This window comes from Pseudomonas sp. 4CAES_32.4 (assembly GCF_058136335.1).
The window spans coordinates 5,464,478-5,481,710 of sequence record NZ_CM176882.1 but is presented as its reverse complement, the minus strand read 5'-3'; the positions used below and the strand labels follow the sequence as shown (position 1 = coordinate 5,481,710).

15 protein-coding genes are annotated in these 17,233 nt (G+C 59.5%); 8 read left to right on the top strand and 7 right to left on the bottom strand.

Annotation, left to right across the window (positions count from 1 at the left end; all coding sequences use genetic code 11):
• Positions 1 to 32 precede the first annotated feature (32 nt).
• Genes mpl through AC3Y64_RS24685 form a run of 3 tightly spaced genes read left to right on the top strand, consistent with a single transcriptional unit; the run spans position 33 to position 2,303 of the window.
• The gene (gene mpl, locus AC3Y64_RS24695) at positions 33 to 1,382 is read left to right on the top strand and encodes a UDP-N-acetylmuramate:L-alanyl-gamma-D-glutamyl-meso-diaminopimelate ligase (RefSeq protein WP_489985559.1); all 1,350 of its coding nucleotides are present in this window, start codon (positions 33 to 35) and stop codon (positions 1,380 to 1,382) included.
• Positions 1,379 to 2,026 (top strand): flavin prenyltransferase UbiX, encoded by a 648-nt coding sequence (gene ubiX, locus AC3Y64_RS24690; protein WP_007909567.1) that lies wholly within the window; start codon positions 1,379 to 1,381, stop codon positions 2,024 to 2,026. The genes mpl and ubiX overlap by 4 nt, the downstream gene beginning before the upstream one ends.
• A complete protein-coding gene (locus AC3Y64_RS24685) occupies positions 2,019 to 2,303 on the top strand; it encodes a YceK/YidQ family lipoprotein (protein ID WP_489985558.1) in 285 nt (94 codons plus the stop codon). The genes ubiX and AC3Y64_RS24685 overlap by 8 nt, the downstream gene beginning before the upstream one ends.
• Here the strand turns inward: AC3Y64_RS24685 and AC3Y64_RS24680 are convergent.
• The 4 genes from AC3Y64_RS24680 to AC3Y64_RS24665 form a co-directional block, all read right to left on the bottom strand.
• Entirely contained in the window at positions 2,298 to 4,607 is a 2,310-nt protein-coding gene (locus AC3Y64_RS24680; RefSeq protein ID WP_489985557.1) for a hypothetical protein, read from the bottom strand. The two genes, AC3Y64_RS24685 and AC3Y64_RS24680, sit on opposite strands and share 6 nt — an antisense overlap.
• A 205-nt stretch (positions 4,608 to 4,812) precedes the next feature.
• On the bottom strand, positions 4,813 to 5,454 hold the full coding sequence (locus AC3Y64_RS24675; RefSeq protein ID WP_053124198.1) for an oxidoreductase: 642 nt from the start codon (positions 5,452 to 5,454) through the stop codon (positions 4,813 to 4,815).
• 27 nt (positions 5,455 to 5,481) lie between these two features.
• A complete protein-coding gene (locus AC3Y64_RS24670) occupies positions 5,482 to 7,209 on the bottom strand; it encodes a C13 family peptidase (RefSeq protein WP_489985556.1) in 1,728 nt (575 codons plus the stop codon).
• 102 nt (positions 7,210 to 7,311) lie between these two features.
• Entirely contained in the window at positions 7,312 to 7,767 is a 456-nt protein-coding gene (locus AC3Y64_RS24665; protein WP_034153755.1) for a MaoC family dehydratase, read from the bottom strand.
• A gap of 193 nt (positions 7,768 to 7,960) precedes the next feature.
• Between AC3Y64_RS24665 and AC3Y64_RS24660 the strand changes: the two genes are divergently transcribed.
• The 3 genes from AC3Y64_RS24660 to AC3Y64_RS24650 are packed head-to-tail and all read left to right on the top strand — an operon-like array spanning position 7,961 to position 9,643.
• Entirely contained in the window at positions 7,961 to 8,326 is a 366-nt protein-coding gene (locus AC3Y64_RS24660; RefSeq protein ID WP_489985555.1) for a CidA/LrgA family protein, read from the top strand.
• Positions 8,326 to 9,042: an LrgB family protein gene (locus AC3Y64_RS24655; RefSeq protein WP_053124192.1), complete on the top strand. Its 717-nt coding sequence runs from the start codon at positions 8,326 to 8,328 to the stop codon at positions 9,040 to 9,042. Before AC3Y64_RS24660 ends, AC3Y64_RS24655 begins: the two co-directional genes overlap by 1 nt.
• Before the next feature lie 10 nt (positions 9,043 to 9,052).
• Positions 9,053 to 9,643: an LON peptidase substrate-binding domain-containing protein gene (locus tag AC3Y64_RS24650; RefSeq protein ID WP_489985554.1), complete on the top strand. Its 591-nt coding sequence runs from the start codon at positions 9,053 to 9,055 to the stop codon at positions 9,641 to 9,643.
• Positions 9,644 to 9,647: 4 nt separating this feature from the next.
• Here the strand turns inward: AC3Y64_RS24650 and AC3Y64_RS24645 are convergent, their stop codons facing one another.
• Positions 9,648 to 11,153: a hypothetical protein gene (locus AC3Y64_RS24645; RefSeq protein WP_489985553.1), complete on the bottom strand. Its 1,506-nt coding sequence runs from the start codon at positions 11,151 to 11,153 to the stop codon at positions 9,648 to 9,650.
• A 4-nt stretch (positions 11,154 to 11,157) separates the two neighbouring features.
• On the bottom strand, positions 11,158 to 14,715 hold the full coding sequence (locus tag AC3Y64_RS24640; protein WP_489985552.1) for a calcium-binding protein: 3,558 nt from the start codon (positions 14,713 to 14,715) through the stop codon (positions 11,158 to 11,160).
• 191 nt (positions 14,716 to 14,906) lie between these two features.
• On the opposite strand from AC3Y64_RS24640, the gene AC3Y64_RS24635 reads away from it, so the two are divergent.
• Together AC3Y64_RS24635 and AC3Y64_RS24630 are read left to right on the top strand one after the other, a co-directional pair.
• Positions 14,907 to 15,149 (top strand): hypothetical protein, encoded by a 243-nt coding sequence (locus AC3Y64_RS24635; RefSeq protein ID WP_489985551.1) that lies wholly within the window; start codon positions 14,907 to 14,909, stop codon positions 15,147 to 15,149.
• 47 nt (positions 15,150 to 15,196) lie between these two features.
• Positions 15,197 to 15,769: a hypothetical protein gene (locus tag AC3Y64_RS24630; protein WP_489985550.1), complete on the top strand. Its 573-nt coding sequence runs from the start codon at positions 15,197 to 15,199 to the stop codon at positions 15,767 to 15,769.
• A gap of 33 nt (positions 15,770 to 15,802) precedes the next feature.
• On the opposite strand, the gene AC3Y64_RS24625 is transcribed toward AC3Y64_RS24630, so the two are convergent.
• Positions 15,803 to 17,119 (bottom strand): bifunctional DedA family/phosphatase PAP2 family protein, encoded by a 1,317-nt coding sequence (locus AC3Y64_RS24625; protein WP_489985549.1) that lies wholly within the window; start codon positions 17,117 to 17,119, stop codon positions 15,803 to 15,805.
• Positions 17,120 to 17,233: the final 114 nt, after the last annotated feature.

Below are 17,233 nucleotides of genomic sequence, written 5' to 3'. Positions count from 1 at the left end.
CTAACCTGCGGCCATGTTTTACGAGGTCGACTATGCACATTCATATTCTGGGTATCTGCGGGACTTTCATGGGCTCGATGGCGGTGCTGGCCAAAGAGCTGGGCCATCACGTGACCGGCTCCGACGCCAACGTCTATCCACCGATGAGCACGCAGCTTGAAGCCCAAGGCATTCAACTGACGCAGGGCTACGACCCGGCGCAGCTCGATCCGGCACCGGATCTGGTGGTGATCGGCAACGCCATGTCCCGCGGCAATCCGGCGGTGGAATATGTGCTGAACAAAGGCCTGCCCTACGTGTCCGGCCCGCAGTGGCTGGCCGACCATGTGCTGCAAGGTCGCTGGGTGCTGGCGGTTGCCGGTACTCACGGAAAAACCACCACCAGCAGCATGCTTGCCTGGGTGCTGGAACACGCGGGCATGAGCCCAGGCTTCCTGATCGGTGGCGTGCCGCAGAACTTCTCGGTGTCCGCACGTTTGGGCGGTACGCCGTTCTTCGTGATCGAGGCCGACGAATACGACAGCGCGTTCTTCGACAAGCGCTCGAAATTCGTGCACTACCGCCCGCGCACCGCGATCCTGAATAACCTTGAGTTCGATCACGCCGACATCTTCCCGGATCTGCCGGCGATCGAGCGGCAATTCCATCACTTGGTGCGCACCATCCCAAGCGAAGGCCTGGTCATTCATCCGACCACCGAGCCAGCCTTGCAGCGGGTCATCGACATGGGCTGCTGGACCCCGGTGCAGACCACCGGTGCCGGCGGCCAGTGGCAGGTCAAACTGCTCAGTGAAGACGGTTCGGCCTTCGAAGTGATGTTCGAAGGCGTGTCCCAAGGCACCGTCGAATGGGAGCTGACCGGTCAGCACAACGTTGCCAACGCCTTGGCTGCTCTGGCTGCTGCGCGACATGTTGGCGTGGTGCCATCGATGGGCATCGCTGGCCTGAGTGCATTCAAGAACGTCAAACGGCGCATGGAGAAAGTCGCTGAAGTACGCGGCATCACCATCTATGACGACTTCGCCCACCACCCGACGGCGATTGCCACCACCCTCGATGGCCTGCGCAAACGCATCGGCGACGCGCCGCTGATCGCCATCATCGAGCCGCGCTCCAACTCGATGAAACTCGGTGCGCACCGTGACGGTTTGCCGGCCAGCGTGGTCGATGCCGACCAGGTCATCTGGTACGCTCCGGCCAACCTCGGCTGGGATCTGGCTGGCACCGCCGCGCAGTGCACCGTGCCGTCGATTGTCAGCGATTCGCTGGAAGGCATTATCGAACGCGTGAAGAGCCAGGCCCAGCCCGGCACCCACGTGGTGATCATGAGCAACGGCGGCTTCGGCGGCCTGCACGGCAAACTCGCCGAGGCGCTGCAATGAACACTCGTTTTGAGAGCAATGGCCCCGAACGTATCACGCTGGCGATGACCGGCGCGTCCGGCGCCCAGTACGGTTTGCGCCTGCTCGATTGTCTGGTACGTGAAGATCGCGAAGTGCACTTCCTGATCTCCAAGGCTGCGCAATTGGTGATGGCCACCGAGACCGATGTGACGCTGCCGCCAAAGCCGCAGATGATGCAGGCCTTCCTCACCGAATACACCGGGGCTGCCGCCGGGCAGATCCGCGTGTACGGCAAGGAAGACTGGATGTCGCCGGTGGCCTCGGGCTCCGGCGCGCCGGCAGCGATGGTGGTGGTGCCGTGTTCGACGGGCACGTTGTCGGCGATCGCCACGGGCGCTTGCAACAATTTGATCGAACGCGCTGCTGATGTGACGTTGAAAGAGCGCCGCCAGTTGATCCTGGTGCCGCGTGAAGCGCCGTATTCGAGCATTCATCTGGAGCACATGCTCAAGCTGTCGAACATGGGCGTGACCATTCTGCCGGCCTCGCCGGGTTTTTATCACCAGCCGCAGACCATCGATGATCTGATCGATTTCGTCGTGGCGCGAATTCTCAATCTGCTGGGTATTCCGCAAGACATGCTGCCGCGTTGGGGCGAGCATCACCTGAGCAGCGATGAATAAACTGCTGGCAATCGTGCTGGCGCTGCAACTGGCCGGGTGCGCCACCGCGCGCACCCTCGATGCGGCAAAACCCGGCGCGCCGGTGGTGTATTCCGGCACGCGCCTGGATTTGTATGCCATAAATGGCGGGTGCTGCGCGATGGATCGTTTCGGCGCCGAAGCCCCGAGTTACCCCGGGGTGGATCTGCCGGCCAGTGCATTGCTCGACACCTTGCTGCTGCCGTTATCACTGCTCACCGTAATTGGCGTGAGTTTTCAGGCCACTGGCGGTTTATGAATCCTGGAGAGTGATCACCGGCGGCGGAAAATGTATGCCGTGGGAGACGGTCTCAGCACCCTTGCCCAAGACGATGATGCGTTTGCCGGCAGCCGCCACTTCGTCGATCAAGGCATCGTATTCGTGGTGGTTTGACGCTCCGTTCCAGGTTCTTGTCTCGATGTCATTGGCGTGATTTTGTCCCGAAGATCCGGCACGTTCCAGTGTCTGGATATAAATGTCCTCGACCAGTGCCGCGCGGCTCATCTGTGAGTTCACCAGCCAGATTCGTGCTGCACTCAATCCTCGTGCAGACATCGACACATGCCCTTCCAGTTCACCGTCCGGAAACCAGGTTTTGCTGCCCGGCGCTCGAGGGTTTATGGCGTGCGCGTTATAGACATGGTTGTCACGCCCCGGCACCACCTCGACCTCGCGGGTATCGAGCAGATAGCAGAAGCCGAAACGCTGGGCGCGGCGTTTCGGCGTGTAATCGTGGGTCAATTGCAGTTCGCCATCGGTCTGCGACGGCTTGTCCTGATCCTCCGGCTTGCCGGGGAAACGGTGCAGTTGGGTGTCGTACGCCAACGTCTGGGCATTGGTCTGTTGAGCGAAGTTCGTGGCGACCCTGAGGCTGAACGTTGCGCTGAGCGCTGTCTGCGTGGTGGTGCCTTCGGGTAGCGAAGTGCGCGGGAGCATGCTGCCGTCCCGGGCGAATTCGAAAGGGCTGCGGTCATCGCCCCTGAACATGGCCGGAATGTCGGTGCGCAGCAGGCAACCTTGCGCGTTGCGCAGAAAGCCGCAGTGCAAAAGCAAACCCTGGAAAAACGTTGGGGTCAGGCTGGCCTGGAGGAAACTGCTACCTTTTTCCTGATAGCGCAGGGTGAGGATTTCCGCGCGCAGTTCGCGCACAAATCCATCGAATCGGCGCGAGTTGGTGTCGTCCAGCATGCTGTCGCGATGCGCCTCGGCCCAGCGCGGCAGCTCATCATTGATGCGATGGGCGAATTGTCCGGTGACTCCCAGCTCGTCGCACAGTTGCGAGAGTTGCTCGGTGCTCAGGTTGTAAGGGCGGATTCGGGCAATGAACACCGTGAGTGACTTGAGCGCGGCGTGCGGGCTGCTCCACAGTCGCAGGTAATCGATCAACTGCTCCCGACGCGAAGGGTATTCCCGCGGCTTCACCCACGCTGGCGCTTTGCCGGTTTGCGCCACCTCCTTGCGAAAACGCACGATGTCTTCGCCCTGAATGCGGTACAGATTCCAGATATCGACGTCGCGCCAGTTGCGGCACAGCGGTGCCAGACTTCTGTTCCAGTAGTCGGTTGGCTTGACGATGAACAAGTGCGAGGCGCTGCGGAAGGCCAGTTGCAGGGGCGGCCCGAAGCTGTCATTCAATTCGGGCTTGCGGTGCAGTTCGATGTAGCCCTGAAGGCTCGGGTGAGTGCTGTCCCACTGGTAGTGCGACGGATGGGCAAACCCCGGAGGGTCAGTTTTGTTGCCTGGTGCTTGCGCGGTTTGCGCCCTAGCGGACGCTGCTGGCGTTTCGACAGTTTTCCAGCGCAGGTTGACGTTGCCGAGTTTCTTCGCCAGTTGTGCGGGGGAGAAGTTAAAGGCTTGCAGGGTGCTGAGGAATAAATCGCGATCCATGTCCGGGGATGTCCAGCGCCGCAGTTCGTCGAGCAAATAGACAGTGTCCATACGGTCGGCGCGGATATTGGCCCACTGCGGTTTTTTGCCGGTGGCGTGCGCCTCGCTGCGAAACTGCGTGATGTCGGCGCCCTCAATGCCATACAGATTCCACAGGTCGCGATCGGTCCAGGCGGGTAGCCATTCAGCGGGTTGATCGAGACGGGTCGTCGAAGGTTCAACGCGGATCAGCAGGCCGTTATCGTCGCGAAACGCATGAACCGGTGGGGGCTCGGTAATCTCCGTCGAAGCCTTTTTGCGATGCAGCAGCACATAGCCGTGGTAAGTAGCCGCGGCCTCAGTCCAGACAGGCTCGCTGGTTTCGATGGAGTCGGCAGCGCGAGTTGGCTGCACCGCGAGTGGCTCGATACGTGGCCGTTTGGCTGGAGCTGGGCCATCGTCGAGATTGCCAGGCGCGGTCGGCAGGTCAGCGATGCGAATGGCCGATTCGAGGTCTTCCTGCGGCAGCCGCGGCACATTGCTGAAGGGCTCAAGGGTTGACGGCAGAGTCGGCTCGGTGCCGGGTAGCGAACCGGGAATATCCTGCCGAATCAACCAAGGCACTTCGATTGCCGGAAGGTCAGCGGGTGTATCAGGCTGGCGTGGCGGCGCCGCCGGGATCTTTTTCGGAGCCATCAAGGAATCCTTTCATTGATGCATGAATGATCGTGGCGGGCGCGGCGCGAGCCAAAGGGCAGCGAAGCGCACCCACCGTGGGGAGGGCACGCTAACAATCGAGGGCGGGGAACGTGTAGTAGCGGGGTATGGCGCCGCCGTGGATATGCTTCAGTTCATGTCGGCGGCCGGGCTGTCCCCGTGCAGGACAGCTCGGTGGAAAGGTTCATTTGCCGAGTTTGCGCAGATCATCCGACTCGATCACCCGCACGCCATCCTGTTCTTCCAGCGCCAGGCGCCACATCGCGCGGGCCAGTTGGCAGGCTTCGATGCCGCGATATTTACCGGGAATCAGCTTCGACAATGGCCCGGCCAATTGCTCGGCCAGACGCGGTTCGGTGCGTTCGCCCAACAGCAGCGAAGGTCGGCAGATGGTCAGTTGCGGCCAGTCCTGCGCGCGCAAGGCCTGCTCCATTTCGCCTTTGACGCGGTTATAGAAAACCGACGACTTCGGATCAGCGCCGATCGCACTGATGACAATCAGGTGCCGCGCGCCCATTTCCCGGGCGCGTTTGGCAAAGGCCACGACCATGTCCAGATCCACGGCGCGGAAGGCCGCTTCCGAGCCTGCCTGTTTGATGGTGGTGCCGAGGCAGCAGTAGGCGATATCGACACGGCCACTGAGCTGCGGCAGAAACGCCTGCGGATCGCCGACCGGGTTTTCCAGGTGCGGATGTTCCGCCAGTGGCCGACGCGAGGGGGCAAGCACGCGAGAAATCGTTGGCTCGTTGAGCAAACGGTCGAGTAGATGTTCACCGGTCAAACCGGTGGCTCCGGCAAGCAATACGTGCTGAGGCGTCAAGTACATAGTGTCTCTCCCTTGATACTGTTCAGCTTAGTTGCTCTTTACCGCTCCGTCGTTCAACGCAGCACTTTGCAAAGCTTTTCTTGCTTGCTGTTTACGCAGCAGTTGCCAGTGCGACAGCACGGTTTTCGGCGCCCAGATCTGCGGCTCCGAGGCTTCGAAATTGTCCGCCAGCTCGCGCTCGGCGACGGTGGCCTTGGCCAGTTTGAAGGCCTGTTCCAGATCATCGGTCTGGTTCAGTGCCTGGGCGAACAGCGCGTCGCCGAAGTAGGTGAAGTTGGCTTCTTCCGAACAGCCGAAGGACACCCGGTCGGCGCGCGAGGCGGTCATGATCAGTGTGCGTTCGTCTTTCAGCGCCGGGATGAAACCGCCGGAGTAGCACGACGAAATCACGATGATCTTGTCGCGGTTTTTCAGCGGCGCCAGCACGGCGGCGAGTTCGTCGGCGGGCAGGTCGGCCAGCTCCATGCGCGGCTGGTCGAGGACCAGTTCATGTTCGGCAGTGCCGTGGCTGGTCAGGTAGATGAACAGCAAGTCTTCCGGGCCGCTGCGTTCGGCGAGGGTCTGCGCGGCGCGGCGCAGATTCTCGCGAGTGGCCATCGGCCGGTCACCGAGGTGGTCGCGGTGGTTGACAAGGCGAATCTGGCCATGGGCGCCGAAGCGCGTGTTGAGCATGTTGGCGACGTAATCGGATTCACGCAGGAACACGCTTTGCTTGCCGTCGCCGCCGAGGGTCAGGGTGTACAGCTCGACCGCCGGGGTCGAAGCCGGGATCGCCGCGAGTGCATCGTCGAGCAAGCGGCCCTGAGCGAGCAGGCCGAGTTCGAGGGTGTCGGGCAGCAATTTGCCATCGGCGTCACGCACGCGCTGACCATTGATCCAGCTGCCGCTCATCACGCTGCCATCGGTCAGCACCAAGGTGCCGCGCCCGGAATAGCTGTCGTTGTCGAAGCCGCCGATGTAGAAGCTGCCGTCAGGCAGATTCAATCGGCCCTGACCGCTGAAGCGCCAATCGCTGAACGAACCGATGTAATGGCTGCCGTCGGCGCCGATCAGTTGGCCCTTGCCGGTCAGTGCGCCTTCCTTGAACTGGCCGAGCCAGACATCGCCGTCAGCGTTTTCGTAGCGACCCTTGCCGTGCAACTGGTTGTTCTTGAAACCGCCGACATAGATGTCGCCGTCGGCGCTGTTGAAGGTGCCGTTGCCTTCCAGCTGTCCGTTGACAAAGTGCCCGGTGAACGAGTTGCCGCTGGAATCGCCGCGCTGGCCTTCGCCGTTGGGTTTGCCGTGGGCGAACTGGCCTTGATAGGAGCTGCCGTCGTCCATCTCCAGACGACCGAGCCCGGAGTACTGGTCAGACTTGAACTCGCCGCGATAGGTCATCGCATTTTCTTTCAGGGTGCCTTCGCCTTCGCGCCGGCCCTGTTTGAAGCCGCCGGTGTAACTGCTGGCATTGGTGGTCAGGCTGCCTTGGCCGTCGAACAGTCCTTGCTGAAACTGGCCGCGATAGACCTCGCCATTGCTGCCGTGCCACTCGCCCTGGCCATGCCACTGGCCCTTGTCGAACTGCCCGGCGTACCAACTGCCGTTGGGGTAGTCGACGCGCCCCTGACCCTGCAGCAAGCCATCGACCAGCTCACCGCGATAGCGTCCGCCGTCCGGCAGGCGCGCATCCGGCGGCAACAGCGATTCGCCGTCGCCGCAAGCGGTGAGCATCAGGGTCAGGGCAATGGGTGCAAGAGAAGCGAGTGAGCGCATAGCGGGATCCGGGCAATTAGGCGACCGAGTATGCCGCAGCTATGCGTCGCATAAATAGAGACGTGACGCGAAACAGCGTGCGCTGCTTCGCATCCAGAGCGATCAGACGAAGCAGAGCGACAGGGGCTCGGCGATATAGGCCGGTTTGTCCGAGCCTTCTATCTCCAGCGTTGCGGTCGCTTTGAGCAGCCACTGGCCAGGCTTTTTCTCGGTCACTTCACCCAGATCGACCTTCAATCGAACTTTCGAGTTGACCTTCACTGGCTGGATGAAACGCACGCTGTCCAGACCATAGTTGACCACCATCTTCACGCCTTGCGGCAGGACGAGGATGTCTTCCATCAATTTCGGGATCAGCGACAACGACAGGAAGCCGTGGGCAATGGTGCTGCCAAATGGCGTTTGCGCGGCTTTGACCGGGTCGACGTGAATGAACTGATAATCACCGGTGGCTTCAGCGAACAGGTTGATGCGCTCCTGATCAATGGTGAGCCATTCGGAACGTCCGAGTTCCTTGCCGACATAATCTTTGAGCTCTGCAACGGGAACATAGGGCATTGAGACTCTCCTTGGGTTCATCGGTTTTATAGTTTTTCAGGTGGGGGATTTGACCGCCCTGCGAACCACTGTAGATCATCATGGCGATTTGCTCAGGTCAACCGACCATGCTTTTGGCGAATGCCGATCCATAGCGCAGGCGTGCTTATAATGCCGGGCCCCTGCTGGGTGGAATGTAAGACGGAGATGTCGGATGTTGCTACGTGGCCTGACCCTGCTGGTGCTGTTTCAATTGCTCGGCACCGCGCTCAATCACTTGCTGTTGCCGGTGCTGCCGGGGCCGATCATCGGCCTGCTGCTGTTACTGATTTTCCTGATCGTTCGTGGTGAAGTCGGCGAGCCGCTGAATCTCGCGGCGGGCAGTCTGCTGCGCTATCTGCCGTTGCTGCTGGTGCCGCCGGCGGTGGGCGTGATGGTGTATGCGAGCGACATTGCCGCCGATTTCTGGGCGATTGTTGGCGCGCTGGTGCTGTCGCTGATGCTGTCGATGGCCTTCGCCGGTGTGCTGATGCAGCGCATGGTCAAGCGTCACGCGCCGCCGTCATCGGAGGAGTCCTGATGCTGTTTGATTGGCAAGGTGCCTGGGCCTCTGTTATCCACCATCCATTGTTCGGCATCGGCATTACCCTCGGCGCCTATCAACTGGTGCTGGCCGCATTCGAGAAAACCCGCTGGATCTTTCTGCAACCGGTACTGGTCTCCATGCTGTTGGTGATCGGCGTGCTGGTCGGCTGCGGCCTGACGTACGCCGAGTACCGCAAGAGCACCGAGATCCTCAGTATTCTGCTCGGCCCGGCGACCGTCGCACTGGCGGTGCCGCTGTATCTGAACCTGCGGCGTATTCGCCAATTGTTCTGGCCGATTTTTACTACGCTGGTGATAGGCGGGGTAGTCGCCACGGGGATGGGCGTGTTGCTGGGCTGGTGGTTCGGTGCCGAGCACATGATCCTGATGACCATGGCGCCGAAGTCGGTGACTTCGCCGATTGCCATGCTGGTGGCCGAGCAGATCGGTGGCGTCGCGGCGCTGGCGGCAGTGTTCGTGCTGATCACCGGGGTCATCGGGGCGATTTTCGGCCCGGCACTGTTGACCCGTCTCGGCGTGCACAGCCCCGAGGCACGCGGCATGGCGCTGGGCATGACCGCGCACGCGGTCGGCACTTCGGTGGCGTTGCAGGAAAGTGATGAATGCGGTGCCTTCGCGGCGCTGGCGATGAGTCTGATGGGCGTGGCCACGGCGGTGTTCCTGCCGTTGGCAGTGTCGATGGTGGTGTAAGGAAATGTCTATGAGCTTGCCGCTTTTCCCGCTGAACACAGTGCTGTTTCCCGGCTGCAATCTCGACTTGCAGATCTTCGAAGCGCGCTACCTGGACATGATCGGCCGCTGCATGAAGCAGGGCGGTGGCTTCGGCGTGGTGTGCATTCTTGAAGGCAGCGAAGTCGGTCTCGCGCCGGAAGGATATGCGCTGGTCGGCTGCGAGGCGCGAATCACCGATTTCCAGCAGCAGGACAACGGCCTGCTGGGAATTCGCGTGCAGGGTGGGCGCCGCTTCAATGTATTGCGCACCGAAGTGCAGCGCGATCAGTTGATCCTCGCCGACGTCGAGTGGCTCGACGAAGAGCCCGAGCAACCGCTGCAGGACGAAGACGCCGATCTGGTTGCGCTGCTCAAGGCGCTGGCCGAGCACCCGATGGTCGAAGCGTTGAACATGGGCACCGATGCGATTGGCCAGCAGTCGCTGGCCAATCAGTTGGCGTATCTGTTGCCGTTCGCCGAGGAAGACAAGATCGATCTGCTGCAACTCGACGACCCGCAGCAGCGACTGGATGCGATCCAGGCGCTGCTCGATGAGCTGCAAGGCGAGCTATTCGCCTGAGCGGTTATTCGGGCCAGGTGATGTCATTGGCAAATGCATTGGCTTTGAGCCTCAGGATCGGTTTGCCGGCGCTGGCCACGGCGTCTATCAGTTCGTCATAGCGCTGTCGGTTCTGTTGCCCGGCCTGGGTGTCGTGATGGATGAACTCGGCATCGAACCCGGCCTGATCGTGAATGTCCTGCAACCTCGCGCCTTTGCTCAGGGTGGAGTCGAGCAGCCAGAGGCGCTGGCTGTCGATACCGTCGTTTTGCCTGACCGAGATATGTGCTTCGCGGTCGTCGTCGGGTAACCAGGCGTCTTCGTTCATGCCTTTCTTGTTGAAGAGCAGGTTCTCCGCACCGAGCACCACCTCTACACCCCGCGTATCGATCACATAAGTGAAACCGAAGCGTTGCCTGAGGCGGGTGGCATGTTCCTCCGATTTTGGCGGACGGCTGTCGATCTGCCGGTTGTACGCCAGATGTTCCGCAGGGGGTGCGCCTTTGCCGTACATCCTGACCTCCTCAAGACTGAGCGTGGCGCTTACCGGCGTTTCGGTGGTGGAACCCGCACTGTGTTCCATGCGCGGCAGCATCATGCCGTCGGTGTGAAGTTCGTACGGGGTCCGGTCGTCGGCCCTGAACAGGCCGGGAATGTCCGTCCGGTACAGGCAGTTGTTGAGGTTTCGCTGGTAGCCGAGCTTCTCGAGAAAACCGCGCAGGAAGGCCGGACTGACACTGTCCTCGAAGTCTGGAAGTGTTCCCGGTTCGAAGGTTTCATTCCTGATCGACACAATCATCGGCTCGATTTCGCTGCGCAGCGGTTCGAAGCGTTGCGCGTTGGCCGGGTCTTCAGAAAGGCGTTTGTGCGGCTCGAGCCAGTGCGGTTGGCGCAGGTTCGCGCTCAGCTCTTCCAGCAGGCGCACGTGCTGCTGAGGAGACAGGTTATAGGACTGCAATAAGTGCATGCGTTGTTCGCTGGTTTGCTGCGGATGTAACTGTCTGAACCCGTCCGCCAGCAACGCGGCGCGTGCCTTGCCCGGCGCCGCTCGGCTGGTCGCCCAGGTCAATTCGCCGTACTGCTTGTACAGCGCAGGGCCGGGCGGCAGTTTTTTCAGAATGTCAGTTGCACGATAGGCACCGATCTCGGGATCAAACTCGACGTGGACGGTGCCCAGCTGTTTCACATCGACAAACTTGCGCGAAACGACATAACGAAAACCTTCGTCATTGGGCGCCTGCATGCCCCGCAACATGGCAGGCTTCAATAAATAACGGGGCAGCGCGGTATCGTTTGATCGCGGCGCGTTGATGTTGGGCAAGTCGACGACGTCGACATTCGTCGTGACGGGTTCAAACGTCGTGCCTTGCGAACCGCTGGGATACGTCGGGTCGAGTGGTGTGTCGGCAACATCCGGTGTCGGCGGGTGCAGCCGCACAAGGCTGCTGTCCGGGTCCAGTCTTGGCGGTTGTTGAAGATGGATATCAGGCATATCCAGCCTGGGGCGTTTCACCGGTGGTTTCAGGGGCATGGTGTCATTCCTTGACGGTTGGCAGCGGTTGACTCGGCAGCTGGTAGGCGGCGATGCCGATTCTCAGTTGCTTCTCATCCACGATGTGATCCGGGTTGCGAGTGATTCCCCAGGTTGCTGTCTGCGCGTTGTAGTGAAGTTTTTCCGAAGGGTTGTCTCGCAGATAAAGGTGGCTTACCGGTGTTTCGTCGTCTTCCAGTTCCTGCTGTTCTTTATGCTGCTTGATGTCCGTTGCTATGGCATCGATTGACGAATAGGCACTGGCATCAACGGACAGGAGACCGATCGTCTCAAACAGGTTATTGACCCGGTAGCGATTTCCCGAGGTGACAATGACGTCTACCGTTTCGACGGGCAGCGACGGATCATCGCTGTCGGGAAGTTGGACATGAATGCTGTCGATCTTCAGCAGGTTGCCTTTGATCGACAGATGGCTGCGAAGAATTTTTCTCTCCAGATGTCCGGTGTAAATCACCCAGGTCGAAGAGCCGGAAGTGCTGGCGTCAGCCGCAGCGGTTGAAAGCTGAAGGGAGACATTGCCGCTCGGATGGATTTCATAGTTCGATGAGCGGCCTTCCAGGTGGTAGTGGGATCGGTGTGCGGTCGGTTGAATGTCGATCCGTTGTGGCGAGTTTTTCAAACTGCGCTTATCGACGCTGGGCTTCACAAACTGATACTTGCCATCGCGCTCGTGCAGGGAAGCACGGCTTTGCGCGACTTTGTAACCTTGGGTTTTTGTATCATCCTGATAGTCGATTTTCGGGTAATCCAGCGAGTAGGAAGTGCCATCGCGCATGACCAGAGTGAATTCGTGAAGGGTCTTCCAGTCGGGTGCCAGAACACCCTGACTGACACTGCTCGTGGTCAACGACTCTTTGACGATCCCGCCGTGAAGTGAAAGGAGGCTGGCGCCGTTGCGCATGATGACAGTGAAGTAGACGTCTTTGTAATACAGGCGCTTGGCGTATTCGGTCTGCGTCATCTCAACATGGTAGTGAGCCCTGACTTCGCTAATGTCCTGGCTGTCGTGATCGATATAAACAGTGCTCTGCGCGACCTTGTCGTGCCTGACAACATTGAGGGTTGCATGAGCTGTGTCGGCTGATACGTAATAAAACGAATCAACTCCGGCAGGCACCGTCTGATAGTTGTTCAGCGTCCAGGGGGACTTCTTTGGCGTGCCGGGGCTGATGACAATGGCGTTGACCGTGTGCTCGCCCAGTCCATCGATCTCTTGCGGCAAATCGGCCTGCAAGTAATAGCCATCCTGAGTAATGAACAGCCATTTGTCGTTGCGCAGTGTGCGTTTGCCGTCGTTTGTCTGGTATGTGCGCGCCATGCTCAACTCCCTGCGCGGCTTGCCGGGATGATTGACGCGCAGGCTGTTGATGACCAGTGCGTTGTCACGCACCAGCCAGCTCTGAATGTATTCCAGTGGCACTCCAAGATAGACCGTGCTGCTCTCCTGGCCGTCATCGACGATGGTCACTTCAATACACTTGGCGTCGATAAGGAAGGTGTCGCTGCCACTGCCGCCGTCAATGTTGCCGTAAGTACCCCGCACGGAGATCTGATCATCACCGCCACCGGCCTGCACAACATCGTTGCCATTGGCGCCGATGACTTCGGCATTGGCTGTGCCGTAGACCCGATTGGCCGCGCCTGCCAGCGTCTCGACCTTTTCAAAGGAATCAATGTAGGAGTGCAAGACGGAGGGTTGCGTTGTATCCACAGGCCTCAGACCCATCCGGCCATTTTCGAGGTCTACGGTGTAACCGGCGAAACGCGGCTGCGTGGCGTCGTAGTCACGGTGCGTGTCTTTGCCTTGCAGCCATAGGAGATCGGTTCCACCCTCACCTCGTAGCCAGCCGATTTCAGTGACCGTGGGGTCTTCGCCGTACAGGGTTTGCTGGGAGTCCTGAAACGCAAAAGTGTCGTTTGCGTCACCGCCGCGAAGGTGCTTTCTTCCCTGGCCGAATGTGAAGGAGTTGGGTTTGGCGGTTACCCCCTGAATCGTGTCCTTGCCGCCTCCGAGCTGCCAAAGCACACCCTTTTTATTCTGCGAGTCCATGTGCCCGAAGGTGACGTTTGCATCCTGACCGGCAAAACCGTTGCGGGCGTCGTAATGGTCATCGGTATCTTCAATGACCGGCTGATTGACGGTGACGTATGGCAACTCTCCGGCAGCTTCGTCCCAGGAAAACCGGTATAGGCGAGTGGGTTGCAATGATTTGGATACGCGGCCGGTAACAATCGTTTCGATGGTGTCCTTGAGGTCATTTTCCAGCCAGGAAATGCTGCGTTTTTTTAACGCCTTGAGGTGTTCGTCATAGGTTTTCGCGAGCTTGAAACGATCCATGACCTCCGCATCCAGATTTTGTCCGGTGAAGGCGAACCAGCCCGAGCGCCAGCGTTCTTCAGTGGTCAATTCAATGTAATCGTCAATGTCATCCACCACCCGCGCGGCGGCGTAGATCTGTGCGCCGACGATCATCAGCGCTGCGGCAGCAAGCCCGATCGGGCCAGCGGCCTGAAACCCCATCAGTGTTGCAACGCCCAGCGCGAGCGAAAGCCCGGCGCTGAATACACTGAGGCCGCCGGTGACATACAGATCCTGGGCTTTTTTCCCGCTGACCTTGCCTGCCTCGCTGAATGATTTCACCGCGGTGTAAACATCGAAGGGCAGGGTGAGGACGCTGGCAATCAAACCGGAACCACGAACCAGGCGGCTGCCTGAGGTGGTCTTGCTGAATTGCTCGAAGGTCTGGGCACCATTGCGAATCATCGCTTCGCCGGTTTTGGTCAGCGCGTATTCCAGACCCAGCGAAGCAAGCTCGGCAGCCCCGCCTCCGGCATTGATGCCTGCTTCAAGCCAATCGCCTTTCTTCAGCGCATCGATCGTGCCCACGTAGGCGCTGTAAAGGCCGTATGCCTGCATCCCGGCGCCCATTGTGGACATCGCGCGGCTCTTGTGTCTGTCGACCCAGCCGGGCGTCTGGTCGAGTTGCGAGGCATCACGTATTTCCAGGCGCTGCACGGCGTTGAGTACGCCGCTGAGCTTGTCCATTTGCGTCGCATGAGTGCCCATCGCCATTTTTTGCAGAAGCGGCGCGGCCGTGTCCGAGCGCAGTGTGGCGAGTTCGAACATCGCGGTCGCCACCAAGTGACTGTCTTCCTGGCCGGCGGCGAGCATGCGCGCGGCGACTTTGGCCGGATTCAGTTCCAGAGCGTCGATGAAAGCTTGATCCGGCTGGGCGAAATAGGTGTTGGCGGCCGTGATGTCCTGGCCGCTGACTTTCGCACCCAGCGTCAGCAATTCCCGGCGACTGATGGATACTTCGCCAAACCGCAGCGGGCCGAAAAGCGTGTCGACGTCAAGCAGGCTTGGCATTTTGCCGTGGGGCAGAGAAGTATCCGCAATGGGTGCGGAAGGAGGAAGAGCAGGACGGTTTTCCGTTGCTGCACGTTGACCGGGAGCGACGAGGTCGCTGACATGCAGCGGGGTTGTCGGAAAAGTCGCGGTATCGAAGGTGATTTTTGCCACGTTGGTATTCTCATCCATGAGTATGGGTCGGGAGCGCTTTGTAATGTGTCATGGGTTTTTACGCTGGGTTAGGCGTTTTGTTTTGCAGTGTGTGTTGTTGTTTTTTGTATGAGTTGTGTCCGTGCTCTTGGTTGAATATGAACTTGGCCAAGTTGTAGTGTGGATTGTCCCCGGAAGTTATCCGGGGTGGTTCAAGGAGGAACCGATCAATGAATATTTACGAAGACGAGTGGGCGTTCTGGGACGATATAGCGAGCAAGTACATTTTTAAGCATGCCGGGACTGATCATAATGTTGATCATATTATTGAAGCCGCTGGTATCTACGCGGACTTGATGGTGAGCGCACGCCGCAAGCGCAAGGCGGTAAAAATACCTGAAGGTGATCTACCGCGAGTCTCGGCGACAAAAGCCAGTTTGGCCTCGTCTTTTTTACCCGATGGTTCTGAGTAAGTCGTGGACTGTTTTTTCAGCGACATAAATCTATAAGGAATTGTTTTATGAGCTTGATCATGGATGAGGCCGACGCCTTCACCGCAAACCTTTTTTTCCAGGGGCGACCGGTGGTGCTCAATCAACAACGTCTGAAGTTGCGCTTGCGTGACCCTCGCCTATCGCGGCGCGAGCGACTGGATGTTGAAGTGGCGTTGGCCGACAGCGAGAGTGCGAGTGTTTTGACTGTGGCTGATCACGAGGACGATAAGCCACTGTTGTTAAAGTTTGTGCCAAAGGGTAATCGTTATGCCGTAATGACGATTTTGAAAGGCGAATACGATGAGCGTTATTTGAGTGTCAACGCTAAAACCCGTCATGTGTTTACCGGCGATGAAAGAAACAGTCAGTTCAGTTTGTCAAAGGGCACTATTCCGAGTGCACGGTTCAGTGACCTCGATGGCGGTGCCAGCTATATCCATTTGGCGGCGGTAGAAAGTCTCGTCTATATAACCAGTAACAAAAGTAATCGTTACTTCATGAATGCCGAACCGAACAAGACCAAACATGATGCGTTCAATAATACGCCGGCTCTTTTTGTGCTGAAAATAGTCGAGCGCCCCGATGAATTGAATGGGTGAGCGCACATACGTGCGCATCACCCGGAGGCGAAATCAATAGGCGTATCGCGTCATGACATGTGGCAAGTGTCGTAATACAAAAAATCCGAACAGTGCGACTACCGCCGGTAATACCAGCCACCAGACTTTTTGCGGCATGGGTTCCAGCGGCGATTGCCGCTGGCTGAGCCAAAGGCTTGCGGCGCAGACGCAGGAGGCCAGCATCGCACCGGCGAGAATGTCGGTGGGCCAATGTGCGCCAAGGTAGACCCGTGACAGGGCAATCGCCAGGGCTGGAATGCAACCGATCAGCAACCAGGTCAGTCGCATCCGTGGCGGTTGCCCGCGCCCGGCCAGTACCGCCAGCGTCAGGAACAGGGCAAACGATCCCGAGGCGTGGCCGCTGGGCATGCTGTAACTGGTCAGTGGATCGGTCAGCACCTCGGGACGAACCCGGGCAAAGAACAGTTTGGTGCCGGTGTTGGCCAGTGCGGTGACCAGAAGTGTGCCGCCAGTGAAGATTGCCTGACGCCATTGGCGGCACAGGAGCAACAGGGCGGTCAGCAATGCGCTGAACATCAACATGTTGCGAAACTCACCGATCAGGGTGAACGCCACGGCGATTTCGTCCAGAACCGGTTGGCGATGCTCTTGCACCAGCGTCATCACGCCCTGATCGAGTGCCGTCAGGTACGGATAACCGGCGAACAGGCCGATCAAGATCAACAGGCTCATGCTGCTGATCCAGAGGGTCGCGCGGCGGTGCCGGCGCAAACTGCTGTTCACACTGAGGCCGACCATTATGGCGATGCTGCCCGCGACGATTCCGGCTTCCAGCCAGAAACCTTCCGGCAGCGGCAGGCGAATCGCCGCCCCGGTGGCCCAGCCCGGCAACAGATAGGCGAGACTCCAGCCAGCCGCGGCTAGCAGACTGACGGCAGCGAAACGCGGAAACGGCATGTCGCACATGCCGGCCACCATCGGCAGCATCGGGCGCAACGGACCGATGAAACGCCCGACCAGCAGGCTGGCGATGCCATAACGCTGGAAGTAGTTTTCCGCCCCGGCCATCCATTCCGGGTGATGCCGCAAACCCGGCAGGCGCCGGATGTTCTGGTGGAAGTGGCGACCAAGGAAGTACGAAACCACGTCGCCGAGAATCCCGCCGAGGAAACCCAGCAACAAGGTTTCGCTCAACGATAGCGCGCCACTGCCGGCCAGCACGGCCACGGCAAACAGCAGCACCGTGCCCGGCACGATCAATCCGGCAATCGCCAGGCATTCGACAAAAGCGACGATCAATACCGCAGCGGCCAGCCACTGCGGATTGGCGGCGAGCCACCCGGTTACGCTATCGAGCCATGGGCCCATACCAAAAAACTCCAAACCATTGATGATCCCCATGTAGGAGCTGCCGAAGGCTGCGATCTGTTGATCTTGATCCGGAAAACCAGATCAAAAGATCGCAGCCTTCGGCAGCTCCTG

What these genes read in the sequence shown, in the direction of transcription:
- mpl (WP_489985559.1), top strand. Translation starts at nt 33, where the DNA reads ATGCACATTCATATTCTGGGTATCTGCGGGACTTTCATGGGCTCGATG.
- ubiX (WP_007909567.1), top strand. Translation starts at nt 1,379, where the DNA reads ATGAACACTCGTTTTGAGAGCAATGGCCCCGAACGTATCACGCTGGCG.
- AC3Y64_RS24685 (WP_489985558.1), top strand. Translation starts at nt 2,019, where the DNA reads ATGAATAAACTGCTGGCAATCGTGCTGGCGCTGCAACTGGCCGGGTGC.
- AC3Y64_RS24680 (WP_489985557.1), bottom strand. Translation starts at nt 4,607, where the DNA reads ATGGCTCCGAAAAAGATCCCGGCGGCGCCGCCACGCCAGCCTGATACA.
- AC3Y64_RS24675 (WP_053124198.1), bottom strand. Translation starts at nt 5,454, where the DNA reads ATGTACTTGACGCCTCAGCACGTATTGCTTGCCGGAGCCACCGGTTTG.
- AC3Y64_RS24670 (WP_489985556.1), bottom strand. Translation starts at nt 7,209, where the DNA reads ATGCGCTCACTCGCTTCTCTTGCACCCATTGCCCTGACCCTGATGCTC.
- AC3Y64_RS24665 (WP_034153755.1), bottom strand. Translation starts at nt 7,767, where the DNA reads ATGCCCTATGTTCCCGTTGCAGAGCTCAAAGATTATGTCGGCAAGGAA.
- AC3Y64_RS24660 (WP_489985555.1), top strand. Translation starts at nt 7,961, where the DNA reads ATGTTGCTACGTGGCCTGACCCTGCTGGTGCTGTTTCAATTGCTCGGC.
- AC3Y64_RS24655 (WP_053124192.1), top strand. Translation starts at nt 8,326, where the DNA reads ATGCTGTTTGATTGGCAAGGTGCCTGGGCCTCTGTTATCCACCATCCA.
- AC3Y64_RS24650 (WP_489985554.1), top strand. Translation starts at nt 9,053, where the DNA reads ATGAGCTTGCCGCTTTTCCCGCTGAACACAGTGCTGTTTCCCGGCTGC.
- AC3Y64_RS24645 (WP_489985553.1), bottom strand. Translation starts at nt 11,153, where the DNA reads ATGCCCCTGAAACCACCGGTGAAACGCCCCAGGCTGGATATGCCTGAT.
- AC3Y64_RS24640 (WP_489985552.1), bottom strand. Translation starts at nt 14,715, where the DNA reads ATGGATGAGAATACCAACGTGGCAAAAATCACCTTCGATACCGCGACT.
- AC3Y64_RS24635 (WP_489985551.1), top strand. Translation starts at nt 14,907, where the DNA reads ATGAATATTTACGAAGACGAGTGGGCGTTCTGGGACGATATAGCGAGC.
- AC3Y64_RS24630 (WP_489985550.1), top strand. Translation starts at nt 15,197, where the DNA reads ATGAGCTTGATCATGGATGAGGCCGACGCCTTCACCGCAAACCTTTTT.
- AC3Y64_RS24625 (WP_489985549.1), bottom strand. Translation starts at nt 17,119, where the DNA reads ATGGGCCCATGGCTCGATAGCGTAACCGGGTGGCTCGCCGCCAATCCG.